Genomic DNA, 17,416 nt, shown 5'->3' on the forward strand with positions numbered 1-17,416 from the left:
CCGCTGGTGAGGCGGTGGAGGGTCGGGATCCTGGTTGGGGATCCCTGAAGGTGATCTTTACACATGATCAGGATCGTGTCCGCACGCGTCCGGGAAAAACCGACCTCCCCGAACGGGGGACAGCGACGGACCGCAGACGCGAGGTGCGTGGGCGAGGTCCGTGGGACGACGGGCCGCAGACGAAGAAGACTCCCCACGCACCCGCCAGAGCCTGGTTACCCTTGCTGCGTTTCCGCCCTGGGGGAGTTGGCCTGGATGGCGTCACGTGAGGAGCCGCCGAGAAGTCTACCGGATGCGACGGGCAGGATCGGACACATGAAGATCGCCATCGCCGGAGGACACGGCCAGATCGCCCTGCTCCTCGCCCACCAGATCACCGAGGCCGGCCACGACGCCGTCGCCATCGTCCGCAACCCCGCCCACGTCTCCGACGTCGAGCAGCAGGGCGCCCGCGCGATCGTCGCCGACCTGGAACACCTGAGCGACGACGAACTGGCGCTGCGACTGCGCGGTGTCGACGCCGTGGTCTTCGCGGCCGGAGCGGGGCCGAACAGCGGCGCCGAACGCAAGCTGTCGGTCGACCGTGACGGGGCGATCCTGCTCGCCGACGCCGCCGAGCGAGCCGGCATCGAGCGCTACGTGATGATCTCGGCGATGGCCGCGGACACCTACGACCCGGAGCTCGCGGTCGTGCCGGCGCAGGACGACCGTGCGGTGTTCCAGGTGTACCTGCGCGCGAAGGCCGAGGCCGACGCCAACCTGCGCGCACGACGGCTCCGCTGGACCATCGTCCGCCCGGGGGCGCTGCTCGACACGCCGCCGCAGGGCACCGTCGACGTCGGCAGGACGGTCCCCCGCGGTTCGATCCCCCGCGCCGACGTGGCGACCGTGGTGCTGCACGCGCTGCTCGACGACGCGGCGGTCGGCGTGCAGTTCGAGGTCACGAGCGGGGACACCCCGATCCCGGCCGCACTCGACGCCCTGAGCTGATCACCGCCCGCGCCCCGCTGCGGTCGTCGCGCCCCGGTGCGTCGGGGCGCGACGACCGCAGCGGGGCGCGGAGCGGCGCGAAACGGCGGAGCGGCGCGGAGCGGCGGCCGCCGCGGGCCGACCGCCCAGCGATCAGAGCGCGACCGCAGCCGACTGCCGGGCGATCTCGAGCTCCTCGTTCGTCGGGATGACGAGCACCGCGACACGCGACGTGTCCGTGGAGACGAGCCGCGCCTCCCGGGAGGCCAGCTCGTTGCGGTCCGCGTCGATCTCGATGCCCAGGTGCTCGAGCCCGGCGAGCACGCGCCGGCGCAGCAGCGCGTTGTTCTCGCCGACCCCCGCGGTGAAGACGACGGCGTCGAGCCCGCCGAGCTGCGCCGTGTAGGCGCCGACGTAGCGGCGGATGCGGTGCCGGTAGACGGCGAGCGCCGCCTCGGCGACCTCGTCGCCGTTCAGGGCGGCGTCCTGCACGTCGCGCATGTCGCCGTTGCCGGTCAGGCCGAGCAGCCCGGACTGCTTGTTGAGCATGGTGTCGAGTTCGTCGAACGACAGCCCGGCCTCGCGGTGCAGGTGGACGAGCACGGCGGGGTCGAGGTCGCCGGAGCGGGTGCCCATGACGAGCCCCTCGAGCGGCGTGAGCCCCATCGAGGTCTCGATCGACCTGCCCCCGTCGATCGCGGCGGCCGACGCCCCGTTGCCCAGGTGCAGCACGATCGTCTTGAGCTCGGCCAACGGGCGTCCGAGGAACTCGGCGGCCTGCTCGGAGACGTACTTGTGGCTCGTGCCGTGCATGCCGTACCGGCGGATCCCGTACCGCTCGGCGAGGTCGGCGGGGATCGCGTAGGTGTACGCGTGCGGCGGCATCGTCTGGTGGAACGCGGTGTCGAACACCGCGACGTGCGGCACGGTGTCGAACACCTGCTGCGCGGCGCGGATCCCCTCGAGGTTGGCCGGGTTGTGCAGCGGGGCGAGGCTGCTGAGGTCGTCGATCTGCTGCGCGACCTCGTCGGTGACCACGGTCGCGCGGTCGAAGGTGGTGCCGCCGTGCACGACACGGTGGCCGACGACGGCCGGCGGGTGCTCGTCGAAGGACGGCCCGACCTTCGCGAACGCGTCGATCATCGCCTGGAACCCGGCGGCGTGGTCGGGCACGTCGGCCGCGTCGTTCGAAGACGACTCCCCCGTCAGCGCGTTCGTGTGCTTCCACGCGCCGGCGGATTCGCCGATGCGCTCGACGAGTCCGGACGCGAGCGTCCGTTCGTCCTCGAGCTCGATGAGCTGGTACTTGAAGGAACTCGATCCGGAGTTCACGACGAGCGCTGCGGTCACTGCTGGGTCACTCTCTGTCGGCACTGCTGGTGGGTGGCTGGTCCGGCGACCACGTCGCCGTCGGCCTAGAGGCGCGGCGCGCGTCCGTCAGTCGGCTACGCGTCGGTCGCGGTGCCGGCCTGGATCGCGGTGATGGCGACGGTGTTCACGATGTCGCCGACGAGGGCGCCGCGGGACAGGTCGTTGATCGGCTTCCGCAGGCCCTGCAGGACCGGGCCGATCGCGACGGCACCGGCCGAGCGCTGCACGGCCTTGTACGTGTTGTTGCCGGTGTTCAGGTCCGGGAAGATGAACACGGTCGCCTTGCCGGCCACCGGGGAGTCCGGCATCTTCGTGCGCGCGACGGTCGGGTCGGCGGCGGCGTCGTACTGGATCGGTCCCTCGACGAGCAGGTCGGGCCGGCGCTCGCGGACGAAGGCCGTACCGGCCCGCACCTTGTCGACGTCGGCGCCGGAGCCGCTGTCGCCGGTGGAGTAGCTGAGCATCGCGACGCGCGGGTCGATGCCGAACTGCGTCGCGGTCTCGGCGGACGAGATCGCGATGTCGGCGAGCTGTTCGCTCGTCGGGTCCGGGATGACGGCGCAGTCGCCGTAGACGAGCACGCGGTCGGCGAGCGCCATCAGGAACACGCTCGACACGATCGAGGTGTCGGGACGGGTCTTGATGATCTCGAACGACGGTCGGATGGTGTGCGCCGTGGTGTGCTTCGCACCCGAGACCATGCCGTCCGCGAGCCCGAGCTGCACCATCATCGTGCCGAAGTAGGACACGTCGGTGACGGTGTCGCGGGCGAGCTCGATCGACATGCCCTTGTGGGCGCGGAGCCGGGTGTACTCCTCGGCGAAGCGCTCCCGCAGCTCGGGGTCGAACGGGGACACGAGCTGCGCGGCCTCGAGGTCGAGGCCGAGCTCGGTCGCGCGGGTGCGGATGGCGGCCGGGTCGCCGAGGATCGTGAGCTCGCAGACCTGGCGCTGCAGCAGGGTGGAGGCGGCACGGAGGATGCGGTCGTCCTCGCCCTCGGGCAGGACGATGCGCTTGCCGTAGCCGCGGGCCCGGTCGAGCAGCCCGTGCTCGAACATGAGCGGCGTGACGACGCCCGACGGGGCGAGCTGCAGGCGGTCGCGCAGGGCCTCGGCGTCGACGTGCTGCTCGAACAGCGCGAGCGCCAGGTCGGCCTTGCGGGGCGAGTCGGCGGCCAGGCGGCCACGCGTCTGGGTGATCCGGAGGGCGGTGTCGTACGTGCCGAGGTCGTTCTGCGCGATGGGCAGCGAGCTCGACAGGCCCTCGAGCAGCCGGGACACCGGCGGGGCGATCTCGAACCCGCCGTTCAGGATGACGCCGGCCAGGCTCGGGAAGGTCTCGGACTGGTTGGCGAGCAGGGTCGCGATGAGGACGTCGCTGCGGTCGCCGGGGACGACGACGATGCCGCCCTCGATCAGGCGGGGCAGGACGTTCTCCATGCTCATGCCGGCGACGACCGTGCCGAGCGCCTCGCGATCGAGCAGGGCCTCGTCGCCGCGCACCAGGGTGGCACCGGTGGCCTGCAGCAGGGCGCGGACGGTCGGGGCGACGAGCACGCGGTCCTCGGGGATCGCCCACACCGGCACGTCGGGGTGGTCGTCGTGCACGGCCCGCTCGACGCTCGAGACGATGGTCGCGAGGGCGTCCGGGTCGGCGCGGTTCACGACGACGCCGAACAGCTGCGCGTGTGCCGCCCGCAGCTCGCTCGTCGTGACGTCTGCGACCTGCGCCATGCCCTCGGGGGTCCGGGCACCGCGCTCGGCGGTGTCCCGGCCGCCGAGGACCAGGAGCACCGGCGCACCGAGGTTCGCGGCGACCTTGGCGTTGAAGGACAGCTCCGTGGGGCTGCCGACGTCGGTGTAGTCGGAGCCGAGCACCACGACGGCGTCGCACTGCCGCTCGACCTGCGCGAAGCGGGTGACGATGGTGCCGAGGGCTGCCTCGGGGTCGGCGTGCACGTCGTCGTAGGTGACGCCCACGGCGTCGTCGTACGAGATGCCGACCGCGGTGTGCTGCAGCAGCAGTTCGAGCACGTAGTCCGGCTCCACCACCGACCGGGCGACGGGGCGGAACACGCCCACGCGGCCGACCGACCGCGCGAGGGTCTCGAGGACACCGAGGGCGACGGTGCTCTTGCCCGTGTGCCCTTCTGCTGACGTGATGTAGATGCGGGTCGACACGTGGCCCAGGGTAGTCGCCGGACACGTCGTGCCGACTGGGAGCGGGCGGCTCCGCGACACGCGGTCGTGAGCACCCCGGAGAACCTGTACCATTGGGTGTCGCCGTCGCAAGACGGAGCCAGGAGAATTCGCCTAGTGGCCTATGGCGCACGCTTGGAAAGCGTGTTGGGTGCAAGCCCTCGGGGGTTCGAATCCCCCATTCTCCGCCAGCAGGACGAAGGACCCGTACCGGATCGGTGCGGGTCCTTCGTCGTTCCACGGCGTCCGGTCCCCCGGTCGGCGGACGAGCGCGTACCCGGCTGTGCGGCGCTGGCCGGGAAACGCCGACGCGGGGTGGAACGGGCTGTCCTCGGCGCCGGTCGGTCACCTATGCTGTCCGAGCGAACGGCTCCGGGACGAGCCGACCGCGGTGCATCGAGCGGCAGGGGCGTCGCTCGGAGGGCGTGCCGATCGGCGTGCCCGGGTACCCGAGGGGACGAGGAGACGCGCATGGGGGATCGCTCTGCGCCCGCGACACCGGCCGCCCGCGCACCGGAGTACGACACGGTGCTCCGCCCGCGCCGGTCCCTGGTGCGGTCGACCGCGCTCAGCGTCGTGTTCTCGGCCGTGCCGTTGGCCGTCGCCCTGCTCTGGGTCTCGTTCCCGTTCCGGACGTGGGTCCTCGTCGCCGGCGCGGTCGTCGCGATCGCCGCGGCGCTCGGCGTCGTCTTCGTCCGCCTGCAGACGGCCTTCATCGGCATCGACGAGGACGGCATCACGGTGCGCAGCGTCCTGACCCGTCGTCGCCGCTTCCCGCGCGACCACGTGCACAGCCTGGTGCTCGCCACCACCTACGGGTCGTCGGTCGACAGGGCCGTGCGCGAACTGGTGGCCTTCGACGCGACGGGCGCCCACCTGTTCCGCGTGCGCGCCGACGTGTGGGGCGACGACGGGATCGACCGTGTGGCCGACGCCCTCGGCGCGCAGATCACCGAGGAGCCGCGGCCGGTCTCCGCACGGGCGTTCGTGAAGCGCTACCCGTCGAGCCGCGCGTGGTACGAGCGTCGGGTCGCGGTCGTGCTCGCCGCCGGGCTCGTCGTCGTGGTCGTCGGCGGGGTGCTCGCCGTCGAGGTCGCCGGGCTGCTCGGCCGCTGACCTCGCCGACCGGTCAGTGCGACAGGGCCGGGACCGTCCGGGGGCGCACCACGACCCAGAGCACGACGATCGCGACCGCGGCCGTCGACGCCATGACCATCGCCATCGGCGAGGCGGTCGTGATGCCGAGCCACCCGACGACGGGCGAGATGAGCCCGGCGACGCCGAAGTTCAGGGCGCCGAGCACCGAGGCGGCGGTGCCGGCCTCCTTGCCGTGCGCGGCGAGGCCGATGACCTGGACCAGCGGGAACGAGAACCCGCACGCCGCGATGAAGAACCACAGCGGCACGAGGACGCCGACCAGCCCGGCGCCCAGCTGGTCGAGGACGATGATCGCCACCGACGACAGCAGCAGGGTCCCCGTCGAGCAGGCCAGGATCCACTGCGGGCCGACGCGCTGGGCCAGCCGCGCCGAGATCTGCACCCCGAGCACCACGCCGACCGAGTTGACCGCGAAGAGCAACCCGTACTGCTGGGCGTCGAGCCCGTAGACCTGCTGGAACAGGAACGGCGACGCGCTGAGGTACGAGAACAGCCCGCTGAACACCATGGCGCCGATGAGTGCGACGCCGACGAAGATCCGGTCCGAGAACAGTGCCTTGTAGCGCTGCCCGATGGTGGAGTGCCCGGCCTCGCGGCGACGGGCCGGCGGCAGCGTCTCGACGATGAGCAGGATCGACGCGATCACCACGGCGAGGCCGTAGCAGGCCAGGAACACGAAGATGCCGCGCCAGCTGGTGAACTGCAGCATCTGCGAACCGATGAGCGGCGCCAGGATCGGTGCGAGACCGTTCACCATCGCCAGACGGGACAGCATGCGTACCAGGGGCTTGCCACCGAACAGGTCGCGCACGGTGGCCATCGCGACGACACCACCGGCCGCAGCGCCCATGCCCTGCAGCACCCGGAAGACCGCGAGCAGCTCGATGTCCGGAGCCGTGGCGGCACCGATCGACGCCGCGATGTGCACCGTCGTGGCGATGATGAGCGGTAGCCGGCGCCCGACCTTGTCGCTCCACGGACCCACGAGCAGCTGGCCGATGGCGAACCCGAGCGTCGTCGCTGTGAGCGTCAGCTGGACCGCGCCGTCCGTCACGGCGAACTGGTCCTTGATCGCCGGGAACGCCGGCAGGTACAGGTCGATCGTGAACGGACCGAGCGCCGTCAGGGCGCCCAGGACGAAGACGTAGACGAGTCGCTGCCCACGGGAGAGCGAGTCTCCGGGGTGCAGCACGACCCGGAGCGAACCGGTGGTGGCGGGCGCGGTCACGAGGAAGGGGTCCTTCGGCGAGGGGTGGGAGCGGGCGGCGCGACGTCGATCGAATCGATTCGTGCGCGGAACCATCCTACGGCCGGGTGAGCGCTCTCACGGCCGGGCGTCCGGCGGGACCGCGTGTTGCGGCTCGTGCGACCGCCCGCCACGGGCACGCCATGGGGTAGCGTCGGACTGCTCGGGTGCTCCCGGGCGGACCGGACCAGAAGGGGGTGGGTGTCATGGTGGACGCCCGGATCCTGCACACGACCGCTGCGCTCCGCGAGGCGATCCTGCGCCTCGCGGCGGAACGTCCGGTCTCCGAGATCACCGTGGCGGACGTCACCCGTGCGGCCGGCATCAACCGGGCGACGTTCTACTCGCACGCGGTCTCCCCCGGCTCGCTGCTCGCCGACGTCCTGACGCCGGAGCTCGACCGCATCCGGCAGGACGACGCCGACGAGCGCCGTGCGGCCGCCGCCCGCGGGGCCGGTGCCGACGAGCTCGCGGCCGTCACGCGGCGCGGGATCAACGCCGTGGTCGAGCACGTCACCACGCACCGCGACATCTACTGCCGGGCACTGCCCGACCCGAACGACGCCTCGCTGCACCGGCTGCTCGTGGAGCACTTCACGGTGTCCAGCGCCCTGCACATCCGCGAGCTCGGCGCCGAGCAGCGTCCGGAGCTGCTCGCCGACGTCGCCGCCGGATTCGTGGCGCAGGGGTTCGTCGGCGCGATCGAGGCGTGGTTGGCAGGACCGCGACGGTCGCGCAGGGCGCTGGTCGAGACGATCACGCTGTCGTTCCCGGCCTGGTGGCGCTGAGCCGACCGACGCGAGCGTCGACCGACGCTGAGCCAGACCGGATCGGACCGAGCCTGGGTCGGACCGACGCGCCCCGGTCCGTCCGTCCGCCTACTCGGCGTCCGTCGTGTCGCCGTCGGTCACGTCGGTCTCGGGCTTCTCGCCGCGCTGCAGCGACCGCACCATCTCGACCGCCGTCGCCGCCACGTCGGCGTCGTCCGCCCCCGCGGGCACCCGGTAGTCGGCGGACACCCCGTCCCCGCCGGTGCCGGCCGCGGGCAGCTGGTCGCCCAGGGACACCACGACGACCCCGGCGTCGTGGGCGGTCTGCACCACACCGGTGAGGGTCGACGGCCGTTCGGCGTGCACCAGGAGCGCCTTCGCCCCCTTCCGCACGAGCTGCGCGACCGCGGCCCGCTGCGACGAGGCCGCTCCGGACGCCGGCGCGACCCGCACGTCGGGACGGAACCCGGCGTCGGACAGGCCGGTCCGGAGTTCGACCGCCAGGGCCGCGTCGTCGTGCACCAGGACGACGCCGATCACCGCCTGCTTGTCGAACCCGCCGTCCGAGCTGGTCAGGTCCGTGCTCTGGACGGGCGTCGGCGCGGCGGACGTCGTGCTCTGACACCCGGCGAGGGTCAGTGCCGCCGCCAGTGCGACGGTCACGGTGACGATGCGCAGCACGGTGTCTCCTCTCCGCTCCGGGACTGCCACGCTACCCGGCGTCCGCCCCGCGCGGCGACGATCCCGCCGTGGTCGGTGCCGGGACCGGACCGAGACGGCGCACCGCGGCGACCGCCAGCAGGGCGAAGCACACCATCGCCGCGAAGACGAGCGGGAACGACACCGCACCGTCGGCACCGCCCGTCGCGGTGAAGAGCAGTCCGGTCACCGCGAGCCCGACGACCGTGCCCGCCGCGTCCGCGATCGTCAGCGCCGAGCTCGCGAAGCCGTCGTCCCCCTCGCCCGAGAACCGCAGCGTCAGCATCGAGGCACGCGGGTAGATCGCCCCCATGCCGGCACCGCCGACGAACCAGCCCGCCACGAGCACCCACCACGACAGGTCGAGCGTCGCCACGGCGAGCGCGGTGAGCAGGCTGACGAGCACGAGCGCCAGGCCCGCCCCGAAGGTGCGCCGGGCGGTCAACCGCTGCTCGCCCAACCGCCCGTGCGCCCAGCTCGACGCCGCCCAGCTCAGCGCGGCGACGGTCAGCGCGAGCCCGGCCGCCGACGCCGACAGGTCGTGCTCGGCCTGCAGCAGGAACGGCACGTAGGCCTCGCTCCCGAAGAACGACGCCGCCACCAGTCCCCGCAGCAGCACCACCGAGGGCAGTCCCGCGGCGGCGCGGAAGGTCCCGGCGGGCAGCAGCGGACGGAGCGCGAACCAGGTGCCGACCAGGCCGACGAGCACCGCTGCCACCATCCCCCACGGCGGCAGGTCGGGTGCGACGTTGAGGAGCAGGACGGACGCGGCCGCCGCCACCGACCACCCGATGCGCACCCGTTGCCACGGCGGACGGACGGCGACCGGCGGGGCGTGCAGGCGCCCGAGCGTCGGGACGAGCAGGGTGAAGGCGCCGACCGCGATGACCAGCGCCCCGGCGAACACCCAGTGCCAGTTCCACAGGTCGGTGACGATGCCGGCCAGTGCCGGGCCGATCAGCGCGGGGACGACCCACGCCGCGGCGAAGCCGGCGAACACCGGCCCGTGCAGGTCGGCGGGGAAGATCCGGGCGACGAGCACGTAGAGCACGACGTCGATCGCGCCGGCGCCGAAGCCCTCGATCAACCGCCCGGCCAGGAACACCTCCATGGTCGGTGCGAGCATCACCACGGCCGTCCCGACCGCGAACAGGGCCGCCGAGACCCAGGCGACGACCCGGCCGCCCGCGCGGTCGGACCAGTTGCCCGCGAGCACCATGCCCGGCACCCCGGCCGCGAGCGGGGCGGCGAACGCCAGCGCGTACAGGGTCTCGCCGTCGAGGTCGTGGCTGATCACCGGCATGATCGTCGTCATTGCCAGGTTCTGGAACGCCGCGACCCCGACGATCGCGATCATGCCGATCGTGGCGAGCGCGTACGGCCCGCTCAGCAGTCCCACCCGCGACGCCGTCGTCCTCACCCGTCCATCGTAGGGGCGGGCACCGACGCGACGGGCGATGGACGGGAGGCACGGTGCGGGCCCGCACCGTGCCTCCCGTTCCGTCGGCGCGTCAGCGCACCGACGTGTCAGCGCATCGATGTGTCAGCGCGCGAGCGCCTGTTCCAGGTCCGCGACGAGGTCGCCGGCGTCCTCGATGCCGACCGACAGGCGCACCACGTTCTCCGGCACGGCGAGCTCGGTGCCCTTGACCGAGGCGTGCGTCATCTCGCTCGGGTACCCGATGAGCGACTCGACACCGCCGAGCGACTCGGCGAGCAGGAACAGCTCCGTCGACTCGACGAACCGCTTCGCCGCCGCCGGGCCGCCCGTGAGCGCCACGGAGAGCATCCCGCCGAACCCACGCATCTGGCGGGCGGCCACGTCGTGGCCCGGGTGGTCGGGCAGGCCCGGGTAGTAGACGCGCTCGACGCCCGGCGCGACGACGAGCGCCTCGGCGACGGCCTGCGCGTTCCGCGAGTGCCGCTCCATCCGCACCGCGAGCGTCTTGATGCCGCGGGTCGTCAGGTACGAGTCGAACGGCGACGAGATCGCGCCGGCACCGAACTGCAGGAACTGCACCTTCGCCGCGAGCTCCTCGTCCGCCACGACGATCGCACCACCCACCACGTCGGAGTGCCCGCCGAGGTACTTCGTCGTCGAGTACGAGACGACGTCGGCCCCGAGCGCGAGCGGCTGCTGCAGCGCCGGCGACGCGAAGGTGTTGTCGACGACGACGAGTGCGCCGGACTCGTGCCCGAGGGCCGCGAGCGCCGCGATGTCGGCGATCTTCATGAGCGGGTTCGTCGGGGTCTCGACCCACAGGACGGTCTTCGCCGGGGCACCCTGCAGCGCCGCGCGCACCCGGTCGATGTCGCTCATGTCGACCACGACGAGCTCGACACCCCACGGCACGTGCAGCCGGTCCACCAGGCGGTGCGTCCCGCCGTAGACGTCGTTGCCCATGACGACGCGGCCGCCGGGCTCCAGGTACGCCCGGAGCAGTGCGTCCTCGGCCGCGAGTCCGGACGCGAACGAGTACGCCGCGACGCCGCCGTCCAGGTCGGCCAGCAGCGTCTGCAGCGAGTCGCGGGTCGGGTTGCCGGCGCGGGAGTACTCGTACCCGTTGCGCATGCCGCCGACGCCGTCCTGCACGTACGTCGACGTCAGGTGGATCGGCGGGATGACGGCGCCGGTGGTCTCGTCGGGCTCCTGGCCGGCGTGGACGGCCCGGGTGCTGAACTCGGTCATGCTCGGTGTTCCTTACTCGGAGAGGGACGTCAGGAGGTCGTGCCGCGTCAGCACGGTGACGGGCTTGCCGTCCGCGACGACGAGCAGCGCGTCGACTGTCTGCAGGGCACGTCGGGCCGCCGACACGGACTCGCCGACGCCGATGAGCGGCAACGGATCGCCGACCGCCCCGGACACGGCGTCGGACATCTTCGCCGCGCCGGTGAAGACCAGCTCGAGCAACGCCTTCTCCTCGACGGCACCGACGACCTCGCCGATGACGACGGGCGGCTCGGCGCTGAGCACGGGCATCTGCGAGACGCCGTACTTCGACATGATGTCGACGACGTCCCGCACGGTGTCCGCGGGGTGGGCGTGCACCAGGTCGGGCAGGCGGCCGTCCTTGCCGGCGACGAGCGAGCCGACGGTGCGCTCGTCGTCGGTCTCGGCGAAGCCGTAGGAGCGCATCCAGCGGTCGTTGAAGATCTTGCCGAGGTACCCGCGGCCGCCGTCGGGCAGCAGCACCACCACGACGTCGTCCTCGGTCAGGTCGCGGGCCGCGCGGAGCGCCGCGACGACGGCCATGCCGCTCGACCCGCCGACGAGCAGCCCCTCCTCGCGTGCGAGTCGTCGGGTCATGGCGAACGAGTCGGCGTCCGACACCGCGATGATCTCGTCCGGCACGCCGGCGTCGTACGCGCTCGGCCAGAAGTCCTCGCCGACGCCCTCGACCAGGTACGGGCGACCGGTGCCGCCGGAGTACACGGAGCCCTCGGGGTCGGCGCCCACGATGCGCACACGGCCGTCGGAGGCCTCCTTGAGGAACCGCCCGGTGCCCGAGATCGTGCCGCCGGTGCCGACGCCCGCGACGAAGTGCGTGATCTGCCCCTCGGTGTCGCGCCAGATCTCCGGACCCGTGGTCTCGTAGTGGCTGCGCGGACCGTTCGGGTTGGCGTACTGGTTCGGCTTGTAGGCGCCGGGGATCTCGCGCACGAGCCGGTCCGACACCGAGTAGTACGACTCCGGGTGCTCCGGTGCCACCGCGGTCGGGGTGACGACGATCTCGGCGCCGTAGGCCGTCAGGACGTTCCGCTTGTCCTCGCCGACCTTGTCCGGCAGCACGAACACGCACCGGTAGCCGCGCTGCTGCGCCACGAGGGCGAGCCCGACACCGGTGTTGCCCGAGGTCGGTTCGACGATGGTGCCGCCGGGGCCCAGGTCGCCGGACGCCTCGGCGGCGTCGATGATCCGCGTGGCGATGCGGTCCTTGGCCGATCCCCCGGGGTTCAGGTACTCGACCTTCACCAGGACGGTCGCCCGGACACCCTCGGTGACCCGGTTCAGCTTGACGAGCGGAGTGTCGCCGACGAGGTCGACGACGGAGTTCGCGTAACGCACGCGCCGATCCTAGGCGGCGCCACCGTCAGCGTGCTGGTGTGTGTCGTCCGCGGACATCGGGCGCTGCACGCGCCCGCGGTGGCGGACGCGCCGGCGGACGGACGGGAGGCCCGTGGCGGCGGCCCCACGCGCCTCCCGTCCGGTGTGCACCACGGCCACCGCGTGGCCGGGCCGCCGCCCTGGCGTCAGGACCGGACCGTGTCGGCCGAGGTGTTCTGCTGCCGGTGCAACTGCGCGTAGGTGCCGTCGAGCGCGAGGAGTTCGTCGTGCGTGCCCTGCTCGGTGATCCGACCGTGGTCGAGGACGAAGATGACGTCGGCGTCCCGGACGGTCGACAGCCGGTGCGCGATGGAGATCGTCGTGCGACCGGCCGCCGCCGTGTCGAGGGCCGTCTGCACCACGTGCTCCGAGATGGAGTCGAGGGCGCTCGTCGCCTCGTCGAGGACGAGCACGGGCGGGTCCTTCAGCATCACCCGGGCGATGGCGATGCGCTGCTTCTCGCCGCCGGACAGCCGGTACCCCCGCTCCCCCACCACGGTGTCGTAGCCGTCCGGGAACGACGCGATGGTGTCGTGGATGTTCGCCGCACGGGCCGCTCGCTCGAGTTCCTCGGCGGTGGCGTCGGGCTTGGCGTACCGCAGGTTCTCGGCGATGGTGGCGTGGAACAGGTACGTCTCCTGGCTGACGATGCCGACGTGCCGCATGAGGTCCTCGTGCACCAGGTCGCGGACGTCCTGTCCGGCGAACCGCACCGACCCGGCGGTCGCCTCGTACAGGCGGGGCACCAGGTAGGACACCGTGGTCTTCCCCGCGCCCGACGGCCCGACGAACGCCGCGAACTGTCCGGGCTGCAGCTCGAACGACACCCCGCGCAGGGTGGGCTTGTCGGGTTCGCCGTCCGGGTAGACGAACGTGACGTCCTCGAAGGCGACGTGGCCGACCTTCGATGCGTCGACCGGCTTCGCGGTGGGGGCGTCCGTGATGGCGGGCCGGAGGTCGAAGTACTCGAAGATGCGGGCGAACAGCGCGCCCGAGGTCTGCAGGTCGAGCACCACGCGCAGCAGCCCCACGGTCGGGAACAGCAGCCGCGACTGCACCGTCGTGAACGCGACGATCGTCCCGGCCGTGATGGGCACGTCGCCGATGATCAGGTACGCCGCGACGACGTAGATGATCGCCGGGATGATCGACAGGAAGATCTGCACGATCGCGAAGAACCACTGCCCGGACATCTGCTGCCGCACCTGCAGGGTGATCTGGTTGCGGTTCTCGTCGCCGTAGCGACGCGTCTCGCTGGCCTGCTGGTTGAAGCTCTTGGCGAGCAGGATGCCGGAGACGCTCAGGGCCTCCTGCGTGATCGCGGTCATGTCCGACAGCGACTCCTGGGTCTGGCCGGCGATCCGGGCGCGGACCTGGCCGACCCGGCGCTGCGCGATCACGAGGAGCGGCAGCAGGACGACCGCGACCAGGGTCATCTGCCAGCTCAGCAGGAGCATGGCGACGACGGCGGCGATCACGGTGACGGTGTTGCCGAGCACCGACGAGATCGTGTTGTTCAGCACGCTCGCCACGCCACCGACGTCGTTCTGCAGGCGTGACTGGATGACACCCGTCTTGGTGCGCGTGAAGAACGCGAGCTCCATGCGCTGCAGGTGGGCGAACAGCCGCATCCGCATCGCGCCCATCACCTTGTTGCCCACCGTCGCGGTGAGGTACGTCTGCCAGACACCCACCCCGGCGCTCGCGATCCACAGCAGCACCATCGCGCTCACGAGTTCGACGAGCACCGGCACGTCCGGACGCCCCGACGGCGGGAACAGCCCGCGGTCGAAGGCCTGCTGGGTGAGCAGCGGCGGCACGACCGAGATGGCGGCACCGACGAGCACGAGCACGACGGTCAGGGCGATCGCGTTCCGGTGCGGCCGGAAGAGTTCGGCGATCCGGCGGACCAGGTGCGGGATCTGGGGCGCCTCGGCGTTGGCGGCCTTCTGCGCGCGGACGTCACCGCTCGAGATGCGCCCACCGCCGCGGGGACCGCCCCGCACACCGTGTCCCATGCTCATGGAGCAACCGTAGCCCCGCCGTCGGACATCGCCGTGCCGCTGCCGCCGCGCCCGTATTTGACCCCGTTCAGGGGCCGTGCGAGCATGTGCCGTCCACGTCCCCGCACCACCGAGGTCCCATGTCGTCCGCGCCGTCACGTCCCACGTCCCTGGGGGCGCAGCTCGCCCGCCGCAAGCCCGTCGCCCAGCTGCAGGCCGAAGCCGGCACCGGCGTCGACGGCGCACCCCTCCGCCGGTCGCTCGGTGTCTGGCACCTGACGATGATCAGCGTCGGCGCGACGCTCGGCACCGGCATCCTCGTGGTGCTCGGGACCGCCGTGCCGCTCGCCGGTCCCGCCGTGTGGATCTCGTTCGTCGTCGCGGGGATCGCCGCGCTGCTGTCGGCGCTGTCCTACGCCGAGATGGCGGGGGCCGTCCCGACCTCCGGGTCGAGCTACTCGTACACCTACGCCACGATGGGCGAGGGCATCGCGTGGGTCTGCGGCTGGTGCCTCGTGCTCGAGTACGCCGTCTCGGTGGCCGCGGTCGCGGTGGGCGCGAGCGAGTACGTCGACGAGACCCTCCGCGTGTTCGGGCTGCACCTGCCCACCGCGCTGTCCGCTCCCCCGGGTGAGGGCGGCGTGGTCAACCTGCCCGCAGCGGTGCTCGTGCTCCTCGCCACCGTCGTGCTGCTGCCCGGCGCCCGCGAGAGCGCCTGGGTCAACACCGTCATGGTGATCGTGAAGATCGCCCTGCTGGTCTTCTTCGTCGTGGTCGCGTTCACCGCGTTCCAGGCGCAGAACTTCGAGCCGCTCGCCCCGATGGGTGCCGCCGGGGTCACCGCCGCGGCGTCCCGACTGTTCTTCTCGTACATCGGCTTCGACGCCGCGTCCACCGCCGGCGAGGAGGCGAAGGACCCCCGCCGCGACCTGCCCCGCGCGATCATCGGCTCGATCGTCATCATCACCGCGCTGTACATCCTGGTCGCCGTCGCAGCGATCGGCGCCCGCTCGTGGACCGACTTCTCGTCGACCGAGGCCTCGCTCGTCCGCATCGTCGTCGACGTCACCGGCCAACCGGTCGTCGCGCTGGTGTTCTCGGTCGGCGCGGTCGTCGCGATCGCGAGCGTCGTGCTCACCGTGCTGTACGGCCAGACCCGGATCCTGCTCACGATGTCCCGCGACGGGCTGGTGCCGAAGGTGTTCGGTCGGGTGTCCCGCCGCACCGGCACCCCGATCGCGAACACGCTCATCGTCGGTGTGGCCGTGACGGTGGTCGCCGCCCTCGTGCCCCTCGGCGAACTCGCCGACGCCACGAGCATCGGGACCCTGGTGGCCTTCGCCCTGGTGAACGTGTCCGTCATCGTGCTCCGTCGCTCGCAGCCCGAGCTCGAGCGGTCCTACCGCGTGCCGCTGTTCCCCGTCGTCCCGATCGTCGGCGCCCTGAGCTGCGCGCTCCTCGCGGTGTTCCTCGGCGCCACGACCTGGATCGCCTTCGGCATCTGGATGGTCGCCGGCGCCGCGCTCTACCTGGCCTACGGCCGCCGCCACAGCACCCTGCGCTGACGCGCTATCGCTCTGTCCGCTCCGGCCGGACAGCGCGGCTTGCGTCCGCGAAGACGACAGATTCCGACAGAAGGTTCGCGGAATCCTGTCGCTCTGCCATGAGGCTCCGCGCGGCCTCGGCGCACACCGTCGTCTTGGGCACAGTCACCGTCCACTGCGCCCGGTCCGCATCATCGACACGGCACGCCGTGCTGGCGGAAGAGGGTCCTGAGCCGCTCCGGGTCCACGAGGTGCTGCCAGTACACACGGACGAAGCCGTTCACCTCTCGCTGACGTCGAACGCGGTCCTCTCGCTGTTTCTCGCGCCAGAGTGCCTCGCCGCCGCTCCGCCCCTGGAGCATCGCCGGGTCCTCGTACTTCTGGCGACCGTCGAACTCGATGACGATGCCCTGTCGAGGCAGCCAGAAATCCACGCGATCCACCCGCCCGTCCGGCGAGACGAACTCGTGCTGCGGCTCGACGTCCGGGCAGCCGAGCTCAGCAGCGCGTGCCGCCAGGTAGGACTCGCCTACCGACTCGTGACGCTCGTCCGAGATCTCGAGCGCGTGTTCGAGCTGCACCGATCCCCAGGGCCCGGCTCTCGAGGCGAACTGTTCGAGTTGCGACCGACCCACGCCACCGCGGAGTGCATGGTCCACCACGACGACAGCACCAGCGAGAGTCCCGCGGCGTGCCACCTCGACGGTGGTCTGCGGGAGCGACGTGTACCGGACACCATGGAAGAGGCGTTCCGCGTACTCCGGCTCACCGACATGCGTCGTCAGTCCGACCCGGTGCACATCGTGCTCGAGGGTGGGGTCGACCGCCTGGACGCGCTCCGGCCATCCGTTCAGCCTCGGGATCCCGAGGATCGCTGCGGCCGAGTCGAGGGCGAAGACCGCGGTGGGCCTGAGGAGCGGAGCGACCGCACGCATGCGAACGAGGTGCCGAGCGCGGCCGTCGAGCGCCTCCCAGGCTGCTCGTTCCGCATACACGCCGTGCCTGACACGCACGAGTTCGTCGGCTCGCTGACGGCGCTGCAGGTGACGTGCCGCCGCGCGGTCGAGGCTGGTCGTCCGGAAGAGGCTGATCGCGTTCGCGGGGTGCATGCCAGCACTCTGTCGCCAGAAGAGATCAACATGGACGGCAGGGATCGATCTGTGGACAACGCGCACGCCTACCGACCTTCGACCGTGCCCCTCGAAAGCGACAGTTCTGCGTGAACGGGCGGGAATTGTCCCGCGTCGCCGTCACTGTGCCACGAACAGTTGCCAGCACCTTGTCGCTTTGCCGGAGCCCGGCCGAGACTCGGCGAAGGCCGGCCCGCCCCGCCGCCCCGCCCGCGCCCCGCAC

Annotated in this window: 13 protein-coding genes, 1 tRNA gene and 1 other RNA gene; 5 read left to right on the forward strand and 10 right to left on the reverse strand. The window is 72.0% G+C overall.

The window, feature by feature from the left end; translation table 11 throughout:
* Positions 1-181: 181 nt before the first annotated feature.
* An RNA gene (gene ffs / locus LEL83_RS13270) (signal recognition particle sRNA small type) lies at positions 182-278 on the reverse strand.
* 37 nt (positions 279-315) lie between these two features.
* Here ffs and LEL83_RS13275 point away from each other — a divergent pair.
* A complete protein-coding gene (locus LEL83_RS13275) occupies positions 316-990 on the forward strand; it encodes an SDR family oxidoreductase (protein WP_198656345.1) in 675 nt (224 codons plus the stop codon).
* Between the two features lie 132 nt (positions 991-1,122).
* Here LEL83_RS13275 and LEL83_RS13280 read toward each other — a convergent pair whose 3' ends face one another.
* Together LEL83_RS13280 and pta are read right to left on the reverse strand one after the other, a co-directional pair.
* Positions 1,123-2,319 (reverse strand): acetate/propionate family kinase, encoded by a 1,197-nt coding sequence (locus tag LEL83_RS13280; protein WP_198656346.1) that lies wholly within the window; start codon positions 2,317-2,319, stop codon positions 1,123-1,125.
* A gap of 95 nt (positions 2,320-2,414) precedes the next feature.
* On the reverse strand, positions 2,415-4,520 hold the full coding sequence (gene pta / locus LEL83_RS13285; RefSeq protein ID WP_198656347.1) for a phosphate acetyltransferase: 2,106 nt from the start codon (positions 4,518-4,520) through the stop codon (positions 2,415-2,417).
* Between the two features lie 121 nt (positions 4,521-4,641).
* Here pta and LEL83_RS13290 point away from each other — a divergent pair.
* Positions 4,642-4,729, forward strand: a tRNA-Ser gene (locus LEL83_RS13290).
* Between the two features lie 280 nt (positions 4,730-5,009).
* Positions 5,010-5,654, forward strand: a complete 645-nt coding sequence (locus tag LEL83_RS13295; protein WP_225559169.1) for a hypothetical protein — start codon at positions 5,010-5,012, stop codon at positions 5,652-5,654.
* 13 nt (positions 5,655-5,667) lie between these two features.
* Here LEL83_RS13295 and LEL83_RS13300 read toward each other — a convergent pair whose 3' ends face one another.
* Positions 5,668-6,924 carry a multidrug effflux MFS transporter gene (locus LEL83_RS13300; protein ID WP_198656349.1) on the reverse strand — a complete coding sequence of 419 codons (1,257 nt, stop codon included), beginning with the start codon at positions 6,922-6,924 and terminating at the stop codon, positions 5,668-5,670.
* Positions 6,925-7,148: 224 nt separating this feature from the next.
* Here LEL83_RS13300 and LEL83_RS13305 point away from each other — a divergent pair, with 224 nt between their 5' ends.
* Positions 7,149-7,730 (forward strand): TetR/AcrR family transcriptional regulator, encoded by a 582-nt coding sequence (locus LEL83_RS13305; RefSeq protein WP_225559170.1) that lies wholly within the window; start codon positions 7,149-7,151, stop codon positions 7,728-7,730.
* A gap of 90 nt (positions 7,731-7,820) precedes the next feature.
* Here the strand turns inward: LEL83_RS13305 and LEL83_RS13310 are convergent, their stop codons facing one another.
* From LEL83_RS13310 to LEL83_RS13330, 5 genes are all read right to left on the reverse strand, one after another.
* Positions 7,821-8,393 (reverse strand): type 1 periplasmic-binding domain-containing protein, encoded by a 573-nt coding sequence (locus tag LEL83_RS13310; protein WP_225559171.1) that lies wholly within the window; start codon positions 8,391-8,393, stop codon positions 7,821-7,823.
* A gap of 31 nt (positions 8,394-8,424) precedes the next feature.
* Positions 8,425-9,831: an MFS transporter gene (locus LEL83_RS13315; RefSeq protein WP_225559172.1), complete on the reverse strand. Its 1,407-nt coding sequence runs from the start codon at positions 9,829-9,831 to the stop codon at positions 8,425-8,427.
* A 123-nt stretch (positions 9,832-9,954) separates the two neighbouring features.
* Complete coding sequence (locus LEL83_RS13320) at positions 9,955-11,100, reverse strand: cystathionine gamma-synthase (RefSeq protein ID WP_225559173.1); 1,146 nt, start codon at positions 11,098-11,100, stop codon at positions 9,955-9,957.
* Between the two features lie 12 nt (positions 11,101-11,112).
* A complete protein-coding gene (locus LEL83_RS13325; protein ID WP_225559174.1) occupies positions 11,113-12,477 on the reverse strand; it encodes a cystathionine beta-synthase in 1,365 nt (454 codons plus the stop codon).
* Between the two features lie 185 nt (positions 12,478-12,662).
* Positions 12,663-14,534 carry an ABC transporter ATP-binding protein gene (locus LEL83_RS13330; protein ID WP_225559177.1) on the reverse strand — a complete coding sequence of 624 codons (1,872 nt, stop codon included), beginning with the start codon at positions 14,532-14,534 and terminating at the stop codon, positions 12,663-12,665.
* Positions 14,535-14,659: 125 nt separating this feature from the next.
* On the opposite strand from LEL83_RS13330, the gene LEL83_RS13335 reads away from it, so the two are divergent.
* On the forward strand, positions 14,660-16,084 hold the full coding sequence (locus LEL83_RS13335) for an APC family permease (RefSeq protein WP_225559175.1): 1,425 nt from the start codon (positions 14,660-14,662) through the stop codon (positions 16,082-16,084).
* Positions 16,085-16,254: 170 nt separating this feature from the next.
* Here the strand turns inward: LEL83_RS13335 and LEL83_RS13340 are convergent, their stop codons facing one another.
* A complete protein-coding gene (locus LEL83_RS13340; protein ID WP_198656356.1) occupies positions 16,255-17,172 on the reverse strand; it encodes a hypothetical protein in 918 nt (305 codons plus the stop codon).
* Between the last annotated feature and the right edge of the window lie 244 nt (positions 17,173-17,416).

Source organism: Curtobacterium oceanosedimentum, from assembly GCF_020297365.1.
In the GTDB taxonomy this organism is placed as follows: domain Bacteria; phylum Actinomycetota; class Actinomycetes; order Actinomycetales; family Microbacteriaceae; genus Curtobacterium.